General features: G+C 43.2%; 20 protein-coding genes. 11 read left to right on the top strand and 9 right to left on the bottom strand.

Annotation, left to right across the window (positions count from 1 at the left end; genetic code table 11):
* From T530_RS13540 to T530_RS0104795, 3 genes are all read left to right on the top strand, one after another.
* Complete coding sequence (locus tag T530_RS13540) at positions 1–1,554, top strand: fibronectin type III domain-containing protein (RefSeq protein WP_252507351.1); 1,554 nt, start codon at positions 1–3, stop codon at positions 1,552–1,554.
* A gap of 82 nt (positions 1,555–1,636) precedes the next feature.
* Positions 1,637–4,759: a lipopolysaccharide assembly protein LapB gene (locus T530_RS0104800; RefSeq protein WP_027728053.1), complete on the top strand. Its 3,123-nt coding sequence runs from the start codon at positions 1,637–1,639 to the stop codon at positions 4,757–4,759.
* A 13-nt stretch (positions 4,760–4,772) separates the two neighbouring features.
* Positions 4,773–5,594, top strand: coding sequence for a hypothetical protein (locus T530_RS0104795; RefSeq protein WP_027728052.1), 822 nt, complete (start codon positions 4,773–4,775; stop codon positions 5,592–5,594).
* 117 nt (positions 5,595–5,711) lie between these two features.
* Here the strand turns inward: T530_RS0104795 and T530_RS0104790 are convergent, their stop codons facing one another.
* Complete coding sequence (locus T530_RS0104790; RefSeq protein WP_027728051.1) at positions 5,712–6,002, bottom strand: GIY-YIG nuclease family protein; 291 nt, start codon at positions 6,000–6,002, stop codon at positions 5,712–5,714.
* A 212-nt stretch (positions 6,003–6,214) separates the two neighbouring features.
* On the opposite strand from T530_RS0104790, the gene murJ reads away from it, so the two are divergent.
* The 7 genes from murJ (at position 6,215) to T530_RS0104755 (ending at position 14,337) form a co-directional block, all read left to right on the top strand.
* The gene (gene murJ, locus T530_RS0104785; protein WP_027728050.1) at positions 6,215–7,861 is read left to right on the top strand and encodes a murein biosynthesis integral membrane protein MurJ; all 1,647 of its coding nucleotides are present in this window, start codon (positions 6,215–6,217) and stop codon (positions 7,859–7,861) included.
* 15 nt (positions 7,862–7,876) lie between these two features.
* A complete protein-coding gene (locus tag T530_RS0104780; RefSeq protein WP_027728049.1) occupies positions 7,877–9,025 on the top strand; it encodes a Xaa-Pro peptidase family protein in 1,149 nt (382 codons plus the stop codon).
* A gap of 96 nt (positions 9,026–9,121) precedes the next feature.
* Complete coding sequence (locus T530_RS0104775; RefSeq protein ID WP_027728048.1) at positions 9,122–10,549, top strand: hypothetical protein; 1,428 nt, start codon at positions 9,122–9,124, stop codon at positions 10,547–10,549.
* Positions 10,536–12,200: a peptide ABC transporter substrate-binding protein gene (locus tag T530_RS13535; RefSeq protein WP_051537827.1), complete on the top strand. Its 1,665-nt coding sequence runs from the start codon at positions 10,536–10,538 to the stop codon at positions 12,198–12,200. The genes T530_RS0104775 and T530_RS13535 overlap by 14 nt, the downstream gene beginning before the upstream one ends.
* Before the next feature lie 55 nt (positions 12,201–12,255).
* On the top strand, positions 12,256–12,660 hold the full coding sequence (locus T530_RS0104765) for an Rrf2 family transcriptional regulator (RefSeq protein ID WP_027728047.1): 405 nt from the start codon (positions 12,256–12,258) through the stop codon (positions 12,658–12,660).
* A gap of 15 nt (positions 12,661–12,675) precedes the next feature.
* On the top strand, positions 12,676–13,848 hold the full coding sequence (mnmA, locus tag T530_RS0104760) for a tRNA 2-thiouridine(34) synthase MnmA (protein ID WP_027728046.1): 1,173 nt from the start codon (positions 12,676–12,678) through the stop codon (positions 13,846–13,848).
* Between the two features lie 15 nt (positions 13,849–13,863).
* Entirely contained in the window at positions 13,864–14,337 is a 474-nt protein-coding gene (locus tag T530_RS0104755; RefSeq protein WP_156011539.1) for a hypothetical protein, read from the top strand.
* A 2-nt stretch (positions 14,338–14,339) separates the two neighbouring features.
* Here the strand turns inward: T530_RS0104755 and T530_RS13530 are convergent, their stop codons facing one another.
* Genes T530_RS13530 through T530_RS0104735 form a run of 4 tightly spaced genes read right to left on the bottom strand, consistent with a single transcriptional unit; the run spans position 14,340 to position 17,854 of the window.
* A complete protein-coding gene (locus T530_RS13530; RefSeq protein WP_051537826.1) occupies positions 14,340–15,224 on the bottom strand; it encodes an alpha/beta hydrolase in 885 nt (294 codons plus the stop codon).
* A complete protein-coding gene (locus T530_RS13525) occupies positions 15,221–15,898 on the bottom strand; it encodes a beta-ketoacyl synthase chain length factor (RefSeq protein ID WP_081773664.1) in 678 nt (225 codons plus the stop codon). The genes T530_RS13530 and T530_RS13525 overlap by 4 nt, the downstream gene beginning before the upstream one ends.
* A gap of 5 nt (positions 15,899–15,903) precedes the next feature.
* Positions 15,904–17,097: a beta-ketoacyl synthase N-terminal-like domain-containing protein gene (locus tag T530_RS0104740; RefSeq protein WP_027728043.1), complete on the bottom strand. Its 1,194-nt coding sequence runs from the start codon at positions 17,095–17,097 to the stop codon at positions 15,904–15,906.
* 7 nt (positions 17,098–17,104) lie between these two features.
* Positions 17,105–17,854 (bottom strand): hypothetical protein, encoded by a 750-nt coding sequence (locus tag T530_RS0104735; protein WP_027728042.1) that lies wholly within the window; start codon positions 17,852–17,854, stop codon positions 17,105–17,107.
* 119 nt (positions 17,855–17,973) lie between these two features.
* On the opposite strand from T530_RS0104735, the gene T530_RS0104730 reads away from it, so the two are divergent.
* The gene (locus tag T530_RS0104730; protein WP_027728041.1) at positions 17,974–19,044 is read left to right on the top strand and encodes a M15 family metallopeptidase; all 1,071 of its coding nucleotides are present in this window, start codon (positions 17,974–17,976) and stop codon (positions 19,042–19,044) included.
* Between the two features lie 172 nt (positions 19,045–19,216).
* On the opposite strand, the gene T530_RS0104725 is transcribed toward T530_RS0104730, so the two are convergent.
* From T530_RS0104725 to T530_RS0104710, 4 genes are read right to left on the bottom strand one after another with little or no spacing between them, the layout of a single operon-like run.
* Positions 19,217–20,569, bottom strand: coding sequence for an RluA family pseudouridine synthase (locus T530_RS0104725; RefSeq protein WP_027728040.1), 1,353 nt, complete (start codon positions 20,567–20,569; stop codon positions 19,217–19,219).
* A gap of 3 nt (positions 20,570–20,572) precedes the next feature.
* Positions 20,573–21,295, bottom strand: a complete 723-nt coding sequence (rpiA, locus tag T530_RS0104720; protein WP_027728039.1) for a ribose-5-phosphate isomerase RpiA — start codon at positions 21,293–21,295, stop codon at positions 20,573–20,575.
* Positions 21,295–22,791 carry a type I 3-dehydroquinate dehydratase gene (locus T530_RS0104715; protein ID WP_027728038.1) on the bottom strand — a complete coding sequence of 499 codons (1,497 nt, stop codon included), beginning with the start codon at positions 22,789–22,791 and terminating at the stop codon, positions 21,295–21,297. The genes rpiA and T530_RS0104715 overlap by 1 nt, the downstream gene beginning before the upstream one ends.
* Positions 22,791–23,939, bottom strand: coding sequence for a PASTA domain-containing protein (locus T530_RS0104710; protein ID WP_027728037.1), 1,149 nt, complete (start codon positions 23,937–23,939; stop codon positions 22,791–22,793). The genes T530_RS0104715 and T530_RS0104710 overlap by 1 nt, the downstream gene beginning before the upstream one ends.
* Positions 23,940–23,964 lie beyond the last annotated feature (25 nt).

Raw genomic sequence — 23,964 nt, 5'->3', positions numbered from 1 at the left:
ATGAATAATATCAGAAAAATTGCGATTTTTACAGTGATGATTTTGGGAACGCTTCGCGCCGGGGGATTAGGCAAGGGCCCACGTACCCATCTTGCCCAGCTTTCTGCAAAAGAAGTGGTGCTTGGCGGAAAAGACGGTTGGGAAGAATTCGCTTCGTCTAAGAACGTTACGACTGGAACTGGTCGTTTCGGTTATCCTGCAGTTGAGCTTGCGCCAAATGCCTTTGAAGCCGACGAAGACACTGACCTTTTAATCGATTTTGAAAACGCGGTGAATCCTATTTCCAACGGAAATTACCATATTAATAAAAACCTTCTCAAGCGCTCTGATCAGACTAAGCTTGAAAAATTTGCAGGTCTTGCCCGTGGTAACGGCGGTTTGAGTGTTAGCGGTCGTCCTGGTACCTTCTTCGGTTCTGAAGGTCTTACTGGCAGCTTTACCCTTGAATTCTGGCTCTGTCCTTCTGTTGCAGAAAACGGCGAAATTGTTTTCAAATGGGAATCTTCCAAGACTGTCAGCAATCAGCTGATTTATCAGCTTTTGAATGCAAGCTTTAATAAAGGGCATCTTGAGTGGAGCATTTCCAATCTTTTTGATGACGACATAAATCCTTTTACTTCCCACGATATTATTTTGAAGGGGCGTACAACTCTGGTGCCGGACAGCTGGAGCCTTCACGCGCTGACTTACAATTCAGAAAACGGCTGTCTTGAATATATTGTAAACGGCGTAACAGAGGATTTGTTATATCATACTTCAACGGGGCAGGAAGGCGGCGAGGTCAGCCTTATTCAGCTTGGAACTCCGTCGGAAGTTCATTTCTGCCCGGAATATACAGGAAAAATCGATGATATCAGAATTGAAAAGCGTCCTTACAAGGTTCAGGGCTTTCAGTCTGCTGAAAATGCCGGCAAAGTTGGTCACACTCTTTACGTGCCTCAGGGCGGCAGCTTCATTTCAAAACCTATTATGGTTTCAACCGGCTCCAAATTAAACTCGCTTACAGCAGAAATGTACGCGCCGCCTCAGACTGCGGTCTTATTCTACGTACGCTCGGGCGAAAATTATTACAACTGGACAGACACTTACCCGGAGTGGAAGCCTGTTGAAAGCGGAAAAGACATTCAGGGAGTTACGGGGCTTTACTTCCAGGTTTGCGCTGAATTGTACCCTGACGGAAGCGGAGAAAACTCTCCTTCCATCACTCAGATTACCCTGGACTATTACGAGCTGCCTGAGCCTGTGCCTCCTTTCGTCGTAAATGCCGTGGCCGGAAACGGAACTGTAACTGTCAGCTGGAATTATTCTGTTGATGATACTGCAGGCGGCTACTACGTTTATTACGGAACCCGTCCTGGTGAATATCTCGGCCGCATGGCTGTGGAAGGGGATTCTCCTATAAATGTAGGAAATACAACTTCCTTCACTCTTACGGGGCTGGAAAACGGCCGCATTTACTATTTTGCGATTGCTGCCTGGTCTGCCTACGATGACCGCGTGGTCGGCAAGCTTTCAAGGGAAGTTTTTGCCCGTCCTCTGGCCCGCTTAAAATAAAAAGCTTGAAATAAAGGGAATTGGGCTTTTTGGGCGAGCATTTAATCGGAAAACAGTGTATAATTAAAAATAAGGAAAAAATATGGCTAACGAAATGATTATTGAACGTGCAAAAAGCGCTGAAATGTCGCACGATTTTGATACTGCTGCACGTCTTTACAAACAGCTTTTACAGCAGGACAGCACTAACGTAAAATATCTTTCTGCACTTGGCCGTATTTTTGTCACTGCCGGCGAAGATAAAAAAGCCATTCCTTATTTTGAACAGATTCATACTTATCATCCAAAAGATGTCGATGCAATGGATGCCCTTGGCGCTATTTACCGACGTCTTGGCCGCTATGAAGATTCCACTGCAATTTTGATGAAGGCGCTGGAAACCGGCGAAAAGCAGCAGGATGTTTTCTACAATCTGGGCTTTACCTTCAAGGAGATGAAAAATTACGAGGATGCAATTGACGCCTTTGAAAATGTAATTTCCGTAAATCCCCGTGATGTTCTTGCCCACAATCATCTTGGTTCAATTTATTATGAAACCGGCGAACTTGATAAGGCTGTAAATGCCTATAAACGCGGTCTTCAGATTGACCCTAATCATCCTATCTTGCACTACAATCTTGCGCGAACTTATACAAAGCTGAAAAATTATCCGGATGCAATCCGTGGTTATGAGGCGGCGCTTAAAACCCGTCCAAACTGGCCGGAAGCAATCCGTCATTTCAGCAATCTTCTTATCAAATGTCAGAAGTCTGTTGAGGCTGCAAGAATCGTTAAGCAGTCAATTAAAATTCATCCTAATGACCCGGAACTTTTGTATAGTTTGGGACAGGTTTATCTCAATCAGTTTGACTACGATAACGCAAAAAAGACCTTCAAGCAGGCAAATGCCGTTAAATCAAACGATGTAAAAATCCTTACAGCCCTTGCTTCTGCCTACGAAAAAGCTGATGAATCAGACAAGGCGCTCAGTACAATCCTGAATGCCATCGACCTTGAGCCTCTCAACAACGATGTCCGCCTTCAGTATGTTGATACCCTGCTTTCTGTAAACGACTATAATTCTGCCTTTGAAACAATTGAGTCAATGAACGGTGATTCTGACGGCAAGGACGTAAAAGTTATGGACTTGTACGGTCAGTATTACATCACTCAGGGACAGGACGACAAGGCCGAAGAATATTTTGATAAAATCAAGAAAACTGACCATCATTATAAAGACTACATGCTGGGCGCTTCAAAACGCTATGCCCAACTTGAAAAATATGATAACGCTGAACGTTTTGCAAAGGACTATGTAAAAAGCCGCGGAACCCGTGCTGAAGGCTACAATATGCTGGGTAAAATTTACACCATGGGCGGAAGGTATGCTGAGGCTCAGGCTGCTTACGAGCAGGGCGTTGCCGTAAATACTCCGAACGTATATGCCGTAAAGGGAATTGAAAACGTAAAGCGCCTGCAGTCTATTCCTCTTGAAGGACTTTCTGAAGTGAAGGAAGAAAAACAGGAACTTTCCCCTGAGGACGCTCAGACTGAACTTAAGGCTGACGAAATTCTTGATGAAGATTTTGATGTAACTTCCTTTGGTGATGATGTCGGCATAGATGAGCCTCTTGATGAAATGGCTTCAATCGCTGACCAGCTGAAAGACGAAGACTTTGATATTTTTGATGATATGGACAGGGAAGAAGCTGATCTGGAGCCTCTTGCAACTGATGAATTGATGGATGCAATTGGAAATGCGGACAGTCAGGAACCGGAAAATACCCTTAAGCCGGAAGGAAATGATGATTTCTCGGGTATTATCGAGTCAGCCCAGGACGAGGGCCAGGAAGATTTTGCGCTCGACTCTGTTCCCGTGGCAGAAGAAGTGCCCCTTGAAGACGAAGGCGATGCCTTCCCGGCAGAAATGCCTCCTGCCCAGCCTCAGACTGAACCAGAGCCAGCACCAGCTCCTGCTGCTCAGCCGGCTCCTGCTATGTCTGCCATGCCGGATATGTCCGCTGCAATGCAGGCTCAGCTTGACGCCCTTGCCCGGGCAACTAAAACCGCTCAGGATGCTCTGCAGTTTGCCATGGATGCTGAAAACCGCGTAAAGGAAATGGAAGAAAAACTGGAAGCAGAAGACGAGGCTGTTGAAGTTCCTGCCGCTGAGGAAGTGGAGCCGGAAGCTGAAGCAGTGGAAGAACCTGTCGTTGAAGAGGAACCTGCTGCCGAAGAAGATATGCCTTTTGAAGAGCCGGACTTGGCTGAAGAAGAAACTCGGGCTGCGGAAGAAGAAACCCAACTTGCCCAGGAAGAGCCAGAACTTGCCGAAGATGAAGCAGAAATTGAAGAAGAGGCTTCTGAAGAAGATTTCGCTGAACCTGCAGAAGATGAAATTATTGAAGAAAGCGCAGATGAGCTTATAAGTGGCGAAATGGACGAACCCGCTGAAGATATGGTAGAGGAAGCTGACGATTCGGAGTTTGCCCTTGCCCCTACTGATGATTCAAATTTTGACGGTGATTTTGATGCCGAACTCAATGAAAATCTTGATACAACGCCATTCACCAATGTTATAGAATTGTATGCTGAATTGCTTGCAACTTACGGTGACCTTGATGATACAGATGCTGCCGAGCAGCTGACCGACCTTGAAGAGCAGATTGCCAGCGGCGAAGTTATCGTTTCTGAAAGTCAGGATAAGGGCGAAGAGGAAGAAGATTTTAATCCTCCTGCTGAAAGTCCTGCTACCGGTAACGAGAATTCAGCTCAGCTTGCCGAAGTTGCAGAAATGCTGAAAAAAATCGAAGCTATCCTGAGTGATGATGCACTTGCCCTTAAATACAGCAGCGAAATCAGTATGCTCAAACGCCTGAAAGTTCTCTGCGAATATCTCCCTGATGATGAAAAAATCTCCTTTGCATCAGGCCGTATCCGCATGCTCATAGACTACCTTCTTGCCAAAATGTCAGGAAAGCCGGGACTTCTGCTTACAACAAAATCCCTGCTAAAATCCGGCATCCTCGGTAATGAATATCGTGTCCAGCTTATTTCCGAATGTGAAGAGGAACTGAACAATGAAATGCTCCGCCGCGTCCTCGTCTACATGAAGGACCTTTCCGAAAGCCTGGACGACTTCGGTCTCTCCGCCGCCCTCCGTGCCTGTGCCGACGGCGCCCTCGAAAAAATCGAAATGATTAACCAGAAGTCACAGATATTCTAGAAAGGGGTGGAAAATGAAAAAGAATTTATTTTGGATTTTTAGTCTTTTTAGTGTTTTCTTCATGGTATCTTGTGCTTCATCAAATATATCCGCAGTGAAGAATGAAGGAAAAAGAATTCTTGATTATAAAAGGATTGTTGTTTTTTCAAATACAGCAGATATTTCTTTCAGAAAGAACCTTGAAAATGAAATAAAAGAAAAATTCTTAAAGTATGGTAAAAATGCTGTTGAAAGTATAATTTTACTTCCTCCTCTAAAAGAGTATTCTGTCACAGAGATTTACAAAATCTGTAAACAAAATAATTATGATGCAATTTTATCAGTTTCTCAAATGAATGCAGAAAAAGAAACTGGTTATATAGCATCTTATGGAGTTTTAATTCCAGCTACGGCTGTGCTTTCAAGTTTTGATGTTCAATTAATTGATTTGAATGATGAACAGATTATCCTTCGAGCAACAGTAAATTCAGAAGGAGATAGTTTAACTGATATAAGTAATTCAATTTCTAAAAAGATAGTTAATGAAATTGTTTCAAAAGAAGGGGAAGAATATATCCCTATTATAAAAACTTTATTAGAGCCAGAATTACAATTGAAATTCTTCTCAAAAAATAGATATTTTATAACTGGCACATCTGAAGTTGGAAAACTGTCTATAAACAATAATTCAGTCGAAATAATACTTCCTTTATCATTTAGTTCTATATATGACCCACGAGGTTTTGTAAAAGTTGTTGAATCAGAGCCTAGATGCTGCAAACTTTCAACGACTAATGTAGATGACTTGCCTTATATGATAGACTTAATAAAAGATTTTAATAATTCTGAAAAGTAACCCGGAAGTTTATAACGACAGAAACTTTCTTTATGTTATTCTCTGGCGGTCAAACACTTTGTAATATCTTATTCTTGGATTATTGAAGTATGTCATTCTCGGGCTTGACCCGAGAATCTATATGCCAAAATTTACAGATAAATCTTTATATTCAGGATTTATTTTCTCAATAAGTTCTTTTTTCCATTGTCTGTTCCATCTTTTCAAATTCTTTTCTCTTTGTATCGCCGCTTTGATGTCTGAAACCTCTTCATAATATACAAGTTTATTTAGATTATATTTTTCTGAAAATCCTTTTATCACTTTGTTTTTATGTTCATAAATTCTTCGTTTTAAATTATTTGTAACACCAATGTACAAGGTTGAATTAGAGTAATTTGAAAGGATGTAAACATAATATAAGTTCATTAATTAAAAAAATATTGTTATTATTTAAAAAAGGCAAGTTTTTTCCACAAAAAAGATTCTCGGGTCAAGCCCGAGAATGACAGGATTGCAGGCGTAATAATGAAATGACTGTAGACGTAATAATGACATGATTGTAAACGTAATTTTACATGATCAGAGCATATTTCTTTTGACTTCCAACTTATAGGGCTTTGCTGTAAAATTACAGAATAATGTCAAAAAACGAAAACTCTAAATCACTTTTAAAATCAGGGCTGGTGCTTTCTGTAATGACGCTGGCCTCTCGTATAATGGGGCTGGTGCGTGAAATGACCCGCGCAAGCTTCCTCGGAACCAGCATGTATTCGGACGCTTTTACCACGTCCTTTATGATTCCCAACCTTTTACGACGCCTTTTTGCGGAAAACAGCATTTCGGTTGCTTTTATTCCAACTTTTAAAGACTATCTTGAAAAATCAAATGATGAAAATAAATCTGACCAGGAAAAACTTGCTGCCCGACGCGAAACTCAGGAGTTTTTAAAGGCCACCTTTACCCTGATTTCCTTTTTGACAGCCTGCGTTGTCGTTTTGGGAATTGTCGTTACGCCTTTTATTGCCCAGATATTCTGTAAAAAGCCGGTGGATGCCTCTTCTATGGATTTCTCTCTTTGGGAAATGAAAAAAGAGGAAATTACGATTCTTACCCGCATCATGTTTCCTTACCTTATGGTAATTTCGATTGCAGCCTTTTTTCAGGGCATCCTAAACGGCTGTAAGATTTTTGCCCCAAGCGGATTTACCCCGGTTCTCTTCAACGGAATCGTAATTCTGGGAACTTATATTCTTTCTCCATTCACAGAAAATCCTGCCCGAGCCATGTCGATTGGTGTTATTACAGGCGGCTGTATTCAGGCACTTTTCCAGCTTCCTTTCGTGCTTAAAACAGGCTGGAAAGTCGGAGTAACTTCCCTAAAAAATACCTTTTCAAATCCGGGAACAAAACGCGTAATCGCTTTGATTGGTCCGACTATCATAGGAATGGCCGCTTACCAGATTAATGATTTGATTTCGACAGCCCTTGCCAGCCGTGCGGAAGTTGGCGTTGTTTCAAGCCTTCAGTTTTCTCTCCGCCTTCAGGAGCTTATCCTTGGAATTTTTGCAGTAAGCATCGGAACCGTAATCCTTCCTGACCTTTCGGGACTTGCCAGCAAAAAAGAATGGGAAAAGTTTAATTCAATGCTCGTTCAGGCCATCAAAATCATCACTCTGATTACAATTCCAGTGACTTTTTACTCGCTGATTTGCGGAAACGAGCTTATCACCCTGCTTTACCGCAACAAACGCTTTGACGAACATTCTGTAATGCTGACAACCGGCGAATTCCGCTACCACATTGCGGGTCTTTTCTTTATCGCAGTAAACAGAATCATTTCGCCGGCCTTCTACGCCCAGGGAAATACAAAACTTCCGACCCTGGCCGGAATTATCAGCATGATCTGTAACATGATTTTTGCAATCGTTCTTGTAACACCGATGAGCGGAAACGGAATTGCCCTTGCCCTCAGCCTTGCAAGTGCTGTTAACACAGTTTTCCTTTTCATCTTCCTTGGAAAAATGCAGTCAATAAACATAAAAAAGGTGACTTTTGACACAATTATTTATATTTTTAGAATAACAGCCTTTTCGCTTATTGCAGCAACTCCGTGTAAATTTTTGCGCCCCCTTCTTCTGGAAAAATTCCAGAACTATCCGCGCCTTATTTCGCAGGGAGTTCCGATTGCCCTTCTTGCCGTGATTTTTGGTCTGATTGGAGTTGTGCTTTTGGTAATCACAAAGGACGATATGGCACAGGCTTTGAAAAAGAAAATTAAACGCTAAACAACCGAGGATAAAATGAAAGAATATTCAAACGAAGAAATGAAAAATATTTACGCTGCCCGCCGTTCAAAGCTTGCAGCTTACCTTCGCGAGCACGACACAGGTGCCGCAGTTTTTATTGATAACGAAGAGCACCGTGACCCTTCTGTACCTTACTACACAGGTCATCCAAGTGACGCCGTTCTCATCATTTTCAGCGACGGCTTTTCTTACCTTATTCCGTGGGATGAAAATCTTGCAAAACAGCAGGCTTTTTATGACAAGCTTGTGCCTTTTACCCGCTACAAGAACAATGACATTGACGCTGTAAGGGCAGTTTTGAATCTTGGCTATACTCACGGAGAAAACAGCAAGGTGGAGCTTCCTCCTTATCTGACTTATCCAAACTACCTGAAGTTTATTGACGCCCTTGCAAGCTATGACTGCCGCTGTAAGGAAGACGGAGCCTACAACTTTACGGTAAAAAGCCGCATGATTAAGGACGAATACGAAATTGAATGTACAAAGGAAGCGGCCCGCGTAGGCGACTTAATCATCAATTTAATAGAAGAAAAGATAAAAACCGGCGAAATCAAAACAGAAATGGACGTAGCCCTTTTAATCGAGCGCCAACTCCGCGCAAACGGCTGCCAGCGAACCGGTTTTGATACCCTTGCCGCTGGTCCTTCCCGCTCTTTTGCAATTCACGCCTTCCCGGGCTACACAAATGCCGAATGGCCTGCAGACGGACTTTCGATTCTGGACTTTGGCGTTGTTTACAAGGGCTACACAAGCGACACAACTTTGACAGTTGCAAAAGGTCAGCTTAGCGACGCTCAGGAAAAAATCGTACGCCTCGTTCAGACTGCCGCAGATGAATGTCTTAAGCTTTACACAAAGGAACATACGATTGTAGACGCCGCAAAAAAAGCTGACGCCGTATTTGCCGCAGAAAAGATGAAAATGCCTCACACCCTTGGTCATGCCATCGGACTTCAAATTCACGAGTTCCCTCGCGTAAGCACAAAAATGGATCCGGAACTTCATTTTACTCCGGGCATGATTCTGACACTTGAACCAGGTCTTTACGACCCTAAACACGGTGGCTGCCGTTTGGAAAACGATGTCCTCATCACTGAAGAAGGAAACGAAGTTATAACTCATTCAAAGATTATACGAATATAGTAAGTAGCGAACAACGAAGTGTGAGCGTAGGGCGGGGCTCCGCCATCCTCAAAAAAAATACTACAGAATTTCAACATTCCTGCCGATATATAATTTATGGAAGACTCGGGAAATTTTGAACAGGAATTACAAAGCGCACTCTCAAAAAAGGCTGAATGGTTTAACGGTCAGCAACTGCCTCAGACATTGGGCGATTACCGTATGCTCCATACAATTGTTAAGAATTTGTTTGAGCTGCTGACAAAAAAGAGTCTTATTATTCCTGACCCATACCGCATGGACAAGCGAATTTCTGAAATCATTATTCCGGATACAAAACCTTTCCCGGAAGGTGATATTGCAAAGGAAATGGGACTTCGCTTTTCTGATTATGAGCTTATGCTCGATTTTATCTGTACCTATTTCCGCTTTTCTCTTGATAATCTTACTCTTCCAAAAATCAAAAAACTTGTTGAGTTTAACGCCTGCATCGAATGGGATAATTTGAGCCCTAACAGTGCTAAAGTAAATACTAAGTCTCTGGCTATGGTAATTTCCAACGCTAAGAGCGGCGCCCAGCCTGTTATGGTAAGTATGCTCAGCGATGCGATTCAGAAGAGTGCCGATGCGCTCAGAACAATTAATGCTGAGATGGCGGAACTTGTTACCTTCCAGAAGGAAATGTACAAGGGCGAAATCCGTCAGAAAATTATTGCAAACCCTGGCTTTAATAAAGAGGCTGCTAATTCTTCTGAAGGGGAACTTGCAGAAATCAAGCGTCTCTTCCCAAAAATCATGGGAAAAACTCCGCTCTACAACGACCTGGTTGCTGAAGTTATAAAAGAAGATTTTGATTCTAAGCGCGATCAGCTGCGTGCAGAGATTTTTAACCGCCTGCAGATTAAGACTGTGGCTAAAAAAGAGGAAGTTGCAAAGAAGAAGGGACCGGACACAAAATCAATGCTGATTGATACTGTTTTTGCAGTTGGCGGTCTTGCACCTACAATTCAGACTTTGCATCAAAAGCTTGAAGAAGATTTTAAGATTCTCTTTTCTAAGAAACAGAATTTCTTTTCTGCCCTTATGGCTGCAATTAAGCGTGCCTTTAAGCTTAAGGAAAAGGAACTTACTGTTACTGTTGTGATGAAGGATCCTAAAACTGATATCGGCCGCAGTGAAGTCATCAAAGTAAATGAATTTATGACAAATATCGCTTCTAAAGAGCGTATCTATAACGGAATTGCAAATCGTGGTCCTGAATTCTCTAAGATTATGGGCGCCACAGAAGAATCAATTCTGTCTTTTGTAACTAAGCAGCTTTCTGAAGCAAAAATGCTCTTCTCTCTGATTAATGCTCTTGATATTCACTTTAAGAAGGAAGTTGACGTAATTAATCGTCCTAAACTTAAGGGTCTGCAGATTGAACTTTCGGCTTTGCGTAATTCTATCGTTACAATTAATAAAAAACGCGGTGAATATCTTTCTGTAAGAGAAGAACACGAGCAGATGAAGAATTTGGGAATGCCGGATAATGAAGCAAAATAAAATTACTCTTCTTGGTCTCCTTTGCTGCCTTTTCCTGATAGGCGGGGTCTTTGCTCAGGAAGCAGAGGGGCAGCAGCATGAAGAACTTGATTTGAATCAACTTGAGGCTGAAGGTGCTGAGGCTCCTGCCGTAGATTCTGAACTTCAGAAAAACTTTATCATCGTTGAGCCGCCTAGAGTTCATGAATTAAATCCTCAGATTACATCTTATTCTTCTGATGCTCAGGTTTTGAACGGCCTTTACGAAGGGCTTTTTTCTTACAATCCTTTGACACTTGAACCTCAGTACGCAATTTGCAGTGATTATAAAATCAGCCGCGATAAAAAACGCATGCAGTTTACAATCCGTGATGAAGCAAAATTCAGTAACGGTGAAAAAATTACGGCTTCTTCGGTGCGTGATTCATGGCTGCAGCTGCTTGCTACCGAGGGGGCGCCTTACGCTTCCTTGCTGGATATTATCCGCGGGGCTGAAGAGTTCAGAAAAGGGATGATTGATGCTTCGGAAGTTGGCATTTATGTAACTGATGAAAAAACACTTTCCGTTTATTTGAAAAGTCCTGCAAACTATCTTCCGAAAGTTTTGTGTCACGCGGCTTTCAGCGTAATTCACCGAAATCCGACTGTTTATTCGGGCGCCTTTATGGTTGAAAATCAGACTGAAAAATCTCTGGTGCTGAAGAAAAATCCATATTACTGGGATTCTCAGGCTCCATATCTCGAACAGATTACCTTTGTGCAGTCAGAAAGCGCAGAAGATACTGCCTTCCGTTTTAATAACGGCGAGGTTGATTGGGTAATTGCCGATTTGAATCCTGACAAGCTTTTGAACCGCTCTGCAATGCAGATTTCTGCTGAGTTTGCAACTTCATACTACTTTTTTAAGACCAGTGCAGGAAAGCCTTGTGATGAATACGGCGTAAAAAAACTTTCTTACTGGGATTATCCTGAGTTCCGTAATGCTGTTCTTGAGGCTATCCCCTGGGCAACTTTACGCGGTTCAGCCGTGGTTCCTGCGACAACTTTTGTTTATCCTTTGAGCGGATATCCGACTGTTGACGGCTTTAATTACACTGACGAGCGCGAGGCCGTAAACAAAATGAACGAGGCCCGCAGAAAATATGACGTACCTGCCGATAAGAAGATTCCTCTTGTTTTTGAACTTACGGAATACGTTTTGACGGAAGAAAAGATTGAAGTTTTGAAGAAGGCGCTTGAGCCGCTTGGTGTTCAGCTTGTAATAAAAAAAGTGCAGCCTGCAACTTATCTGAGCGGTGTTAAATCTTCTGATTCTGATTTGTTTGCCTACACCTGGATTGGTGATTTTGCAGATCCTCTTGCCTTCCTAGAGCTTTTTCACGGAAATTCTACTCTGAATGATTCTGGCTGGGTTAATTCCAAGTTTGATGAGCTTGTGGAAAGCGCCGCCACCGTTTCTGAGAGCGAGCGTTATAAGCTTCTTGCTCAGGCAGAAACAATCCTTTTGGATGAAGGTCTTGTAATTCCTCTTTATCATCCGGTTTCATTTAATATTGTAAATCTCAATTATGTCGGTGGCTGGGCTGTAAATGCCTTTGATATTCATCCGCTCAAGTACATTTACAAGAAATCTCCCAAAGCAAAAAAATTGAATAACGTAGTAAGCTTCTAATCTATTCTTTTTTTCAACCTTTTGATATACTAGGATAATAGGTTGAGGTGAAAATATGATAGTTTCTACACGCGGAAGATATGCGCTCAGAGTCATGATTGACCTGGCAGAACAGCACGAAGATTCTTTTACTCCGCTCAAAGACGTTTCAGCAAGACAGAACATTTCTCAAAAATATATTGAAGCAATTATGACTATGCTTTCTAAGGCTGGTTTTGTAGACGGCGCTCACGGAAAGGGCGGCGGTTATAAGCTGAACCGTAAGCCGGAAGAATATCGCGTGGGCGAGATTTTACGTCTGACTGAGGGAACTCTGGCTCCTGTTGCCTGTCTTGAAAATGACAGCTATAACTGTGACCGCAAGGCTGAATGCCGTACCCTTCCAATGTGGACAAAACTTGACGAGCTGATTGAAGGTTACTTAGACAGCGTCACCCTCAGAGATTTGATGAAAAAATAAATCCAAGGAAATTTTATGACTTATACCAATCTTGATATGCCAAAGGCTGGGGACACTGTGCTCGTTGGAATGAGCGGCGGTGTCGATTCAACTTTGACTGCCCTCATGCTCAAGCAGAAGGACTGCCGCGTTATCGGTATTACAATGTCTTTGTGGGACGGAAAGCTTCCTGAAGTAAAATCTGACAAGCCGATGAAAGAAGCCTGCTACGGCCCTGGTGAAGAAGAAAATATTGAAGAGTGCCAGAAGTTTTGCAGCGAGCATGATATTGAATACCATGTTGTTGATGTAAAAGAGCAGTATCAGAAAAAAGTTCTGGAATATTTTAAGAGCGAATACCGCAGCGGAAGAACGCCAAACCCTTGCATTATGTGTAACCGCAACATTAAGTTCGGCGCCATGCTGGAAGCAGCAACAGCCAGCGGAATCACTTTTGATTATTTCTGTACGGGACACTATGCCCGCATTGTCCGCCCGGACGAAGGCCTTTACGGAACAGACAAGCGTCCCTGCATGATTGCCGGTGCAACTGATGTTTCTAAAGATCAGACTTACTTCTTGTACAGAATCCCGAGCTCAGTTCTGGAAAAGGTCCGCTATCCTCTTGCCGTTATGAAAAAGAGCGAGGTTTTTGAACTTGCCCGCCAGGCAAATCTTGATGCCGCTAACCGCGCGGAAAGCCAGGATTTTGTCGGCGAAGAATATTTTGACATGATTTTCAGCGACAAGCCTAGCGTGCCGGGTGATATTATCGATTTGGACGGCCACATTTTAGGTCGTCACCGCGGAATCGAACATTACACTGTCGGTCAGCGACGCGGACTTGGTGTTTCTGCAAAATATCCTGTTTACGTTCATTCGATTGACGCTAAAAATAATCTGATTGTACTTGCTCCAAATGACGCCCTTAATTCTGATGCTTTGATTGCTGATGATTTTGTCTGGCCGGGCGACCTTGAACCGTCGGAAGGAACTGTAATTGAAGCCCTGGTAAAAATCAGACTGGCATCTAAGCCGGTGCCTTGCAAGGTAGAACGTTATGTCCCTACGGAAGGGGAAGAATTTACCGGTCAGCCTTGGAAAATCACTTTTGAACAGCCTCAGCGTGCAGTTGCGCCGGGCCAGTCTGCTGTTTTGTATAAGGACGGCGTGATTATCGGCGGCGGAATTATCAGTAAGACTGTTTAAGTTTTGGTTTCGGCCTTGAAGCGTAAATTTTTACTTTCTGTAATATTTTCATTTTTACTTTTCAATTTGAATGCCGGAGGTTTCGGTGTCAGCGGAATTGCTGTGCCCGGACCTGATTTTTGCGGCGGTCTGCGTCTTGATTACGCTGCCGATACAATTCCCTTTGTCTTTACTGCCGACCTTTATTTTTATGATGAAGGCGTAAAATCTGCATTGGGCGGACTGGAATTTCTTGCGGGCAATATTAATTTATTCAAGGCTGTGAACTTTTTTTATGCGCCGGAAATTGCTGCTGGCTTTGATTTTTCAGAAAATAAAGTGATTTTTGAAAATGCCTTTTACCTGGGTTTTAATGGATTTTGCACTTCCCGCCTGCAGCTTTTTATGCAGGGCGGCTGGGCTCCACAGCTGCTTTTTGCTGACAGTGAGGTCGGCCTTAAACTTCTGAACTTTCCTTTACGCGCAGGCGTCAGAGTCTGGGCGAAGTAAGTTTAAAAAAAATTCCTTTCCTTAAGCCATCCCAGCAGTTTTTCGTTCCATTTGAAGGTTTGAAGGAACTTGCATTTTTTCATGCCAAATCCGTGCCCGCCCCAAGGGTAATCGGTAAAGGTGAAGTCAGTGCCGGCAGCTTTCAGGGCTGTGGCAAGACGTTCTGAGTTTTCATAAATTACGACAGGGTCATCGTGGCAAGCTACAAGATAGGTTGGCGGCATGTCGGACGGAATTTGTTTTTCCATGCTGAAAAGAAGGCGGTTTTTGTCTGAAGGATTCTTGCCTATCAGGCTTTTTCGTGACCAGCGGTGTCCGATGTCTTCGTCCATCGTAACGACCGGATAAACTGGAATTACAAAATCAGGGTGCAGGTTGACGCCGCCCCAGGTTACAAGATGGCCTCCCGCGCTGTAGCCGATCAACCCCACCTTTAAACTTTCCTTGTTCGCGCCGTAATTTTCCGGCTGCTTGCGAACCAGTTCTACCATGCGCTGTAAATCTTCCATCATGGCAGGTGCGTGGTAGCCCCGGTTTGCCGTCCTGTAGCGGAGGATTATTGCCGTAGCGCCCTGCTTGTTGAACCATTTTTGAGTCGGAAGGCCTTCGTTGAGGATGTCCAGATGGTGGTAGCTTCCGCCCGGGCAGATAATTACAACTGTACCATTAGGATTTTGGGGAATGCTGACCTGGGCAAGAACGCGGTGGTAATACATGCCGGGAACTCCCTCCCAGATATAAAGGTTGTAGCGGCGGGCTGACTGGCGGGGGCACTTGTGCTGGTTGACGGCACTTTCACTTGCAGACGGCAGTCCTTTACTTCTTCCGGCGGCAGTCAAAGTGAGGCATAAAAAGCTTATCAAAACAGCAGAGAAAATCTTTTTCATAAAATCTCTTTCAAAAATGCCTGTGGAGAAGAAAAATCACAATTTTCTAAATCAATTTCCCGACTGCAGCCTTGACTTTTTTCACCAGAAATTACCATGGCAAAAACAAAGGGCTCATTCAAATCACTTCCGTCAGGGGCCTGCGTCTGGTAAACGCCTTCATATTCTTCTGGTATCAGCTCGTTTCCAAAAACAAAAATCTGAGATTTTTCATCTCCGCAGAGAAGGGGCGCGGCTGCAGTTATAAAGGCATCCTTAAACATATTTTCTGCCGGGAAAATTACTGAATAGCCGCTCTTTAATTTACATGCAATTGAAGCGAGCGCAATCGGAGCATTAAAAACAGAGTAGGAAAAAGAGGCCGGGAGTATTTCCTTATCAACAAGAGTCTGGCGGGTAACGTCCAGCTGGCGTTTTATGTCGCCGTAAGTTGAAACAAAGGTCTGTTTTATGTCTCCGCAGCTGGTCTGCTCGATAATGTCATGTACAGCCTGAATTACCATCTTGCAAAGCTGACTCAAGCGTCGTCTGAACAATGGCGGTGTAAATGAGATGGAAGGCGCTTCGCTGGATTTTAAGATTTCTTTTTTGCCCTCTTTCCATTCCTGCCAGTCATCTGAGCTGCTAAGTCCTGGTGCCCATGCGACCGGGCATGATATATATAGCTTCTTCATCTGCTTTAGTCCTTTTTTATGATTAAGGCTGTGTTTGAACCGCCGAAAGCAAAGCTGGAAGACATGCAGGCCTGAATCTTTTCTGTCTGACAGGGACTTCCAGCATTCACGATATTCAAAGGAGGCAGCGTTTCGTCCTGAACTTTGTCCCAATGCTGGGCTGGCAGGGAAGTTTTGTTGTTTTTTGCAGCCTGTAAAACTTCATAGCAGACTGCAAGTTCCAGTGCCCCGGCTGCGCCAAGAGTGTGTCCTGTTGTACCTTTAGTTGAACTGCAGGGAACCTGGTAATCACCAAAAATCTGCGAAACGGCCTTTGCTTCCATGCTGTCGTTGAACTTTGTGCCAGTTCCGTGAAGATTGAGGTAGCCTATATCTTTTGCGGTCATTCCTGCAGATTTAAGAGCTGCTTCCATTGCGGCTGCTGCTCCGCTTCCTTCCGGATCCGGGCTTGTAATGTGATATGCATCCGCAGATTCGCCGTAGCCTGCAATTGAAATGCCTGTGCCGTCTAAATCTTCGCGGGAAAGCAGGAAAAATGCGGCAGCTTCTCCCATCGTGATTCCGTGTCTGTTTTTGCTGAAGGGATTTGTAGGCTCTGGGGAAATTGCTTCAAGGGAACCAAAGCCCATTAAGGCGGTGTCACTTGCAATATCAACGCCGCCTGCGATTACAGCGTCGCAGATTCCGGCTTTTAGCAGCTGAACGGCCTTAATTATAGCGCCTGCGCTTGAAGAACAGGCTGTGCTGAAACTGCTGCAGGGCCCTTTTATGCCAAATCGGTCTTTTATGAATCTGGCGGCATATTGTGCGCTCTGTTTTTCTATTGAATAATTATTGAATTTTCCGCTTGTAAAATATTCATTATGGGCAGGGCAGGAAAGTTCTGTAAGGTTGTCGCAGGAACCCAGGCAAACTCCGATTTTTTCGGCGCCGTATTTTTTTACAGCGGTCTCTATTGTATCTTTTATCTGATTGAGGGCTGTATTTTCCAGCCGGAGAAGTTTTGAATCAAAATCAGTGGGGATATTTTCTGCATTTAAAGCTTCCATGTCCACAGAAGCCGCAAAAAACTCCTGCCCGCTGATAACTTTATGCTTTTTAATGGAAGAGTTGTCTGCGCGGCAAAGAGCATCGTACAATTCGCCGCTGTTTTTGCCAGCTGCGCAAATCACAGCCGGCCTGCTTAGGAAAATTTTCATAAATTAATTATTCTTCGTACACATCAGCGTTTTTTTCGTTGTAGTCATCTTTTTCCTTGATAACTCTGTTCTGTGCGCCGGCAATTTTTTCATCATAATCTGCCTGAAGAACATCGAGCTGATCCTGACCAAGTTTTTCAGCAAAGTCTTTTGCCTGAGCGCGTGTGAAGTACATAGTTACTGTAGGGAATTCTTTTACAGCGTAAGTTGACTGGTTTTCAGCCTGGTCTTTTGCGCCTCTGATAGAAACCACAAAGTAAGGAGTTTTCTTTTCAAAACGGTAACCAACACTGAAAGTTGTATCTGATTCATGGTTCATCATGATTTTTACAGTACCGTATTCGGCAAAGCATTTTCCGCGGCCATACATTTTTGTCGATTTGTTTTTATTGTGGATGAGGCGTTTGTTTTCAAAATCATCAAGATAAGATTCAACACCTTTAATGATAAGCTGGCGGTCTGCGTAGCTGAAAACAAAATTGAAGAACATTGTCTCAAAATATGTTGAAACACCGGCTTTTTTTGTTACCGGATTATAAATCATTGTAGACTGGCGTTCCTTTTTCTTCTGGAAAACATTGTTTGTCTGAAGGTCAACATCATCATATTCTACGTATTTCTGTTTTCCCAGCAAAAGTTCCTTCCAAAAACTTACACTATTTCCGTTTGCGTCCAATTTTGTTTTTGCTGTAATAACTGAAGAAAGGGTAAGTACAAGTGCAAGACCACATGCTGCAATTTTAGTTGTTTTTTTCATTTTTTATATAACTCCATTTTAAATATTCTATATTATAAATATATAGAGATCTGCTTTGTTACACATTCTAGCAGATTTTGCAGTTTGTTTTAACGGGTTTTTGCGTTATAATTTTTTTAATGAAATTCTCTCTTGTCTGGTTTTGCGCTGCTTTTATAATTCTCTCGATTTTTGCAAAAAACTATATTAAACCTGATTATAAAAGTCAGGGCCAGGCGCAGAATAGGGAAAGTACTCTTTCTGTTGAAGAAGAGGAAATTGATTTATCTGAACCCAAAGAGCTAACTGAAATCAAGAAATTCATGGATTTTTATCCGGATATTGAATATCAGGCAGATTATGATGAAGAAGTAAAGGACTGGAAAATCCAGCTTACGGCTCAGTTTTTTGTTAATCGTGATGAAAAATCAGCTGCAGAGAAGGCTCTGAAAAAGAAGGCAGAATTTTACTGGGCTGGCGGCAGAATGCTTCCAAAAGAGCAGCTTGCAAATAAAAATGACTTTTGGGTTCTGCAGTATAATTATTCCAATAAACTTCGAGATCCCAAAACTTACACAGATGAAGAACTTGCCCGGATTCGCCAGTTTGGTTCTGCTGAAAACAGAAAATCTGATGGCGGAACCCCAATGTATTTTTTTGATTTTATTTATTCGGCTAAATCCCGCCCGATTATTGAAGATCATATTATCAGGACCCGCTTTTTAGGCAAAACGACAAAGGTGCACGAAAGGATTTTGCCTGCCTTAAAACGGGTTGAAGCTGAAATATGTCTTGCTGCAGGAATTTCTGTGGAGACGCTGGCGTCGGCAGATAAAATGGCAAAAATCGATACAAAAAGTGATTCTCTTACCGCGGAACAAAAAGAAATCCGTGATTTTATAGTTAATCTTAGTTCCTGTGATGCCTATCACTGGCGTGAAATTGCAGAGACAAACAGAAAATCCTTTCATAGCTATGGAATTGCAATTGATCTGCTTCCTCGCCGTCTTGCCGGCCGGGCAATTTACTGGGGCTGGGAAAAGGAGCGTAGCGGTGATGACTGGATGCTGGTTCCTGTTAAGGACCGCTGGATGCCGCCTGAATCAGTCATAAAGATTTTTGAAGACCAAGGCTTTATCTGGGGCGGCTACTGGATTATTTTTGATAACATGCACTTTGAATATCACCCTGAACTTGTTGGAAATATGTAAGCTTGCAAAAAGGGCTTCCGGTCGAAAAGCGTATGTCAAAACCGCGCGATATCGCGCTACACGCTGATTGTGGCAAAGAAACTATTGTCATGGCCGCTCTCGCGGCCACCACAATCAGAGTGTTTTTGCCACACGCTTTTCTCCCTCACGCCCTTTTTGCTGTTTAAAATTTCTAAAATTCCGGTTGGCATATAAAATGCATCTCTTCGTGTGTAGTAGGGTGTGTAAAAGTAATTTCCTGGGCATGAAGCATAAGACGCTCGCCGCTCTGGCAGCTGCCGTAGAGGGTGTCGCCTATAATTGGCAGGTGGAAGCCGTGAATGTCGCTGGAGTGCAGGCGCAGCTGGTGGGTGCGGCCGGTCTGGGGCATGAATAAAACTCTTGTTGCCTTTCTTGTGCTGCCGTCCGGGGCGCGGTAGGTCACCTGACCGAGATTTTCCCAGTCTGTAATTCCAATCTTTCCGAATTCTTCGTCGTAAATTTGATGGGGGCGGTTGTCCGGGTCAAGGCGGAACTTTAATTCAATTCTGCCTGATTTTTCTCCGCATTTTGGCGCCGCCTCTCCGTCGGCTTTTTGAAGGACTCCATCCAGAAGGGCGACATATTTTTTATGCACTTCCTTTGCTTCAAACTGGCGGTTTAATTCGCGGTGGGCTTCTTTTGTAAAGGCCAGAATCATGATGCCTGAAGTTTCCATATCAAGGCGGTGAACGGCCGGCTGATTGAGTTGGTTGGTAAAAGGAAAGAGAGCCTTCATGCGGCTTTCGATGCAGTCCTGTTTGTCCGGCGTGCGGCCGGGCACTGAAAGTAAGCCTGACTGCTTGTTTACGACGAGAATTGACTCGTCACGGTATAGAATCTCCAGTCCCAGAATTGAAGGCAGAATGTAACCGCAGCGTTCATCGCAAGGGGGATAGCTTTGACCGCATTTTTTGTTGTGACTGTCTTTTCCGTAAAAAACTTCGTCCATGCTGGCAGGAATGAGGTGATGTGCAAAGGCGTAGGAAAGAAGTTTGGGTGCGCAGCAGTCGCCGGTGCCTGTTGGTGGAAGTCGTCCGCCATGCTGGGCGATAATTTCGTTTAAGGTGATTTTTTTGCCGTCAAAGCGGGTAAAGGTATAGAGGTCAAAAACTTTCTGCAGGGACTGGGTGGTGAGGGCGGTACGCTGCGGGATAAGGAACCTTTCTCCGCTGTTAATTTTGTCTGTAAGTTCGTGGATTTCGCGGTCGTTGGCAGAAAGGGCATCTTCGATTTGGGAATCCGGGACTAGAGGCGGCACAATTACGCTGGCAGGCGGCATTTCTGCCATTTCCAGCTGCATACTAATTCCCGAGACCGCATGCAGAATAACTTCTTCCTTGCTTTCAGCTTTCTTACAAACTAAGGTGCCCAGCATGACGCCGTGCCCCTTACGTTCTTCGCTTTCCTTTGTAAGTTGAAGAAGTTTTGCCTCTCCCTTTTGCAGTAGCGAAATCAATTCAAGATTTTTTTCATGAGCCTGCTCGCAGGGAAGGGGAGGAAACATTATTTAGTCCAGATTTCTGATTTCGACTTTTCCGTCGTCAGTTCCAAGGAAAACAATAGGCTTTTTCTTGCTGAAAAGACCAACTTCTACAACGCCTGTAAATGAGTTGATTTTGTCTTCCATTGCAGGAACGTCAATCGGCTTTTCCCAGGTACAGTCCAAAATCCAGTTGTTGTTGTCTGTGATTACAGGACCGCATTTTCTAACGCCTTCGCGGAGTACAGGCTTAGCGCCAGTTGCTTCAAGGGCGCGGGTAACGCTTGCGCGTGCTTCCGGAATTACTTCTACAGGAACCGGGAATTTTGTTCCGATTGTATCTACGCGTTTTGTTGAGTCTGCAACTACAACAAAGATTTTTGAATTATATTCTACAAGCTTTTCGCGAACGTGAGCTGCTCCGCCGCCTTTAATCAGATTGCAGTCAGGATCAACTTCGTCAGCACCGTCAAAAGTCAAATCAAGTTCGCCGTTGATTTCAGGATGGTTCATCGAATAAACCGGGATTCCGTATTCAAGGCAGGCATTCTGAGCCTGAAAACTTGTAACAACGGCTTTTACGTCTTTAATGCTGCCTTTTTTGAGGTGTTCTGCCAGTCGTGTTATTGCCGGCATTGCGGTAGAACCAGTTCCAAGACCAATCTTCATTCCGCTGAAAATCAATCCTTTTTCAATCAGTGTATCAATGGCTGTATTAGCAACCATCACTTTCTGCTCGCTCTGTGTCATTAGTAGTCAACTCCTGTGAATAATTTGAACTGCTCATAAGCCTGATATTCCAGCATCTTGTAACCGTTGCAAACCTTGCAGCCTGCAGCAGATGCGCGACGCATAACCGGAGTAGAAGCCGGTACATAAACAATATCAAATATTTTTTCGGTTCCCTTGAATTTGTAAAAATAAATCGGGTCATTTTCCGGAGAAATAGGACCTTCAGCGTTCATGCCAACTGAAGTTGTCTGAATAATCAATGAAGAATATTCATCCAGAATCATGGCCGAGGTTTCATCGAGTTTTGCAGCCTGGAAATCATATTTTTCTGCAAGTTTCTGGGCAGTTTCAAGTGTTCTGTTAAAAACACAGGCCTTCATGCCGAGTTTTTTTACTGTGTAAGCAATAGCTTTTGCGGCTCCACCGGCACCTATAATCGAAACCTTCATCTTTTTTGTTTTTACGTTGTTTCCAAGAAATTCCAGCAAAGCCCTTTCAAAACCAATGCAGTCTGTATTGTAACCAATCCATTTGTAATTTTTGCGGACTACTGTGTTGCAGGCTCCAATCTGCATTACTTCTGGAGAAAGCTCATGCAGGTAGTAAAGTACAGATTCCTTGAAAGGAATTGTAACGCTCATTCCCTTTACGTCCAGCTGTTCGGCAAAATTCAGTGATTCAGAAATCAGCTGAGAGCGGATAGGGAAGTAAACGGCATCAATATCGTGATGGCGGTAACCCATATTATGGATTTCCGGGCTTGAAGTTTTTACAAGCGGCCATCCGGTAATTCCAAAAAGCTGGGTAGATTTTGATATTCCCTTGAAATTATAAAGGTCATTCAAAGTAACCGGATCAATATGTCCGATTGCTGCTGTTTTTTCAGATGTTTCCGGTGGCGAAGTATAAGTCATGTATGAGTTTGAAATGCTTGTAAGTATGCGGGAAGGCATTCCTTCAGGCCCCATAGCCACAAGAATATGGTCGTAATTTGTCATTAAAGAACTTTCGTGGAAGAGATTTACTACATCCGAAAGTGTTTTTGGCATAAAGGCGATTTTAGGGATTTCGTAACCTGTTTTTCGCATTGCATCGCAGCGTTTTCTCAGGTTTGAAATAGGATCTGTCATATTGTGACAGCTTCGGATAATTCTAACTCCAAAGGCCTGAGCGGCATCCTGAATGCTTGGAATATGATAGTCTTCCTCAAAATCTACATAGGCAAAGTTTCTTTTTTTGTCCGGGTCTGCAAAGGCAAGGGCCCGTCCAAAAAGATTTGTGCGGGAAAAGTCATTTCCAGTCCAGTTTCCGCCATCAGAATCGCGGCGGATTGTAAGAATACATGGCTTTTTTACCAGAGCTGGAAACTTTCTGATTAAAAGCTGTTCATTTTCATCAAGATGATCAGCGCGAAGTTCTACTACATCACAGTATTTTTCATACTTCTGTGTAAGTTTTATATCTTCTTCAATTGTTTTTCCCGTAAGCGTCATGCAGATTAAAGGCTGGCTCATCAGTTTACCACCTTCTTACCTGCAGATTTATCTACAACATAAAGGGTAAGAGTTGTTCCCTTTGGAACGGCATAAGGAATTGTAAGGTCTCCACCCGGATGGCTGAAGTTGATGATTGTATAAGAATCACCTTCAGAAGGAGTTGCTTCAAGTCTCATTGGAACAGGGTATGGATAAACCTGAAGTTTCTGTTCAAAAATGCCGTAAACGTTATCGTCGATTGTTCCCTTTGGAAGGGCCATTTCAACCTTCATTCGTGTGTAGTTTGGAATGAATTCTGTATCAAATTCTTCCTGACTTACAACTGTTCCAGGGATTTCTTCATTTTCAGCCTTATGACCTGAAATATCAAAAATGATTTTATGACGTGTAATTGACTGCAAAAGGTCGTTTACTGTCTGTCCAACTAAGCGAGGCGGGCGGGTATTTTCAAAGTTAGGACCACGGCTTACAACAAGATGAACTGTTACTGGTTCAGAAATGCTTGTACCTGCTGGTGGATCCTGTTCAAGAATTGTGCCGGCGTCGCTTGTATCAGGCTTGAATTCCGGTTTTGCAAGAATGATAAGAGGCTTTGTCTGACCTGCAAAAAGAGTCTGGATATTAAGCTGAACTTCATCAAGTTTCTGACCGATGTAATCATCAACTTTATCAACGATGACACCTCGGCTTACAACAAGTGAAACACGGCTGTAGCCCTTTGTAATTGAGCCGGCCTGAGGTGACTGGTCAAGAATTTTCCCTTCATCGCCCGGAGTATTTGAGTAACGCAGATTGATTTTTGGATAAAGCTCCTTTACCTGAAGTTCCAGAAGGGCGTCTTCAAGAGGTTTTCCGATAACGTCCGGTACAAGAACTTTTTCAGGACCTTTTACAACTGTAAAGAAGATTGCTGTTGCAGAAAGAGCCATAATCACAAGCGCCACGAAACAGGTAAAAAGCATTACCGGCACGTTTGTTTTTACGGTCTGGTAAGAATCTTCAACTTTGATGTCTATATTTTTAATGCGGTTTGGAAGGTCTTTTACTTCCTCCTTCATTTTTTTTGCAGCTTTCTTGCCGAATAATTTAGCTTTCTGTTTGATATTTTCAAAGTTTTCGCTTTTGCTGCTTTTTTCTGTTGTCTGAGTGTTTTCTGTATCGTCCATTTTTGACCTCACTGATTTCTGTGAT

Source organism: Treponema sp. C6A8 (genome assembly GCF_000619925.1).
In the GTDB taxonomy this organism is placed as follows: Bacteria; Spirochaetota; Spirochaetia; order Treponematales; family Treponemataceae; genus Treponema_D.
This window is presented reverse-complemented; position numbering and strand designations above follow the sequence as displayed.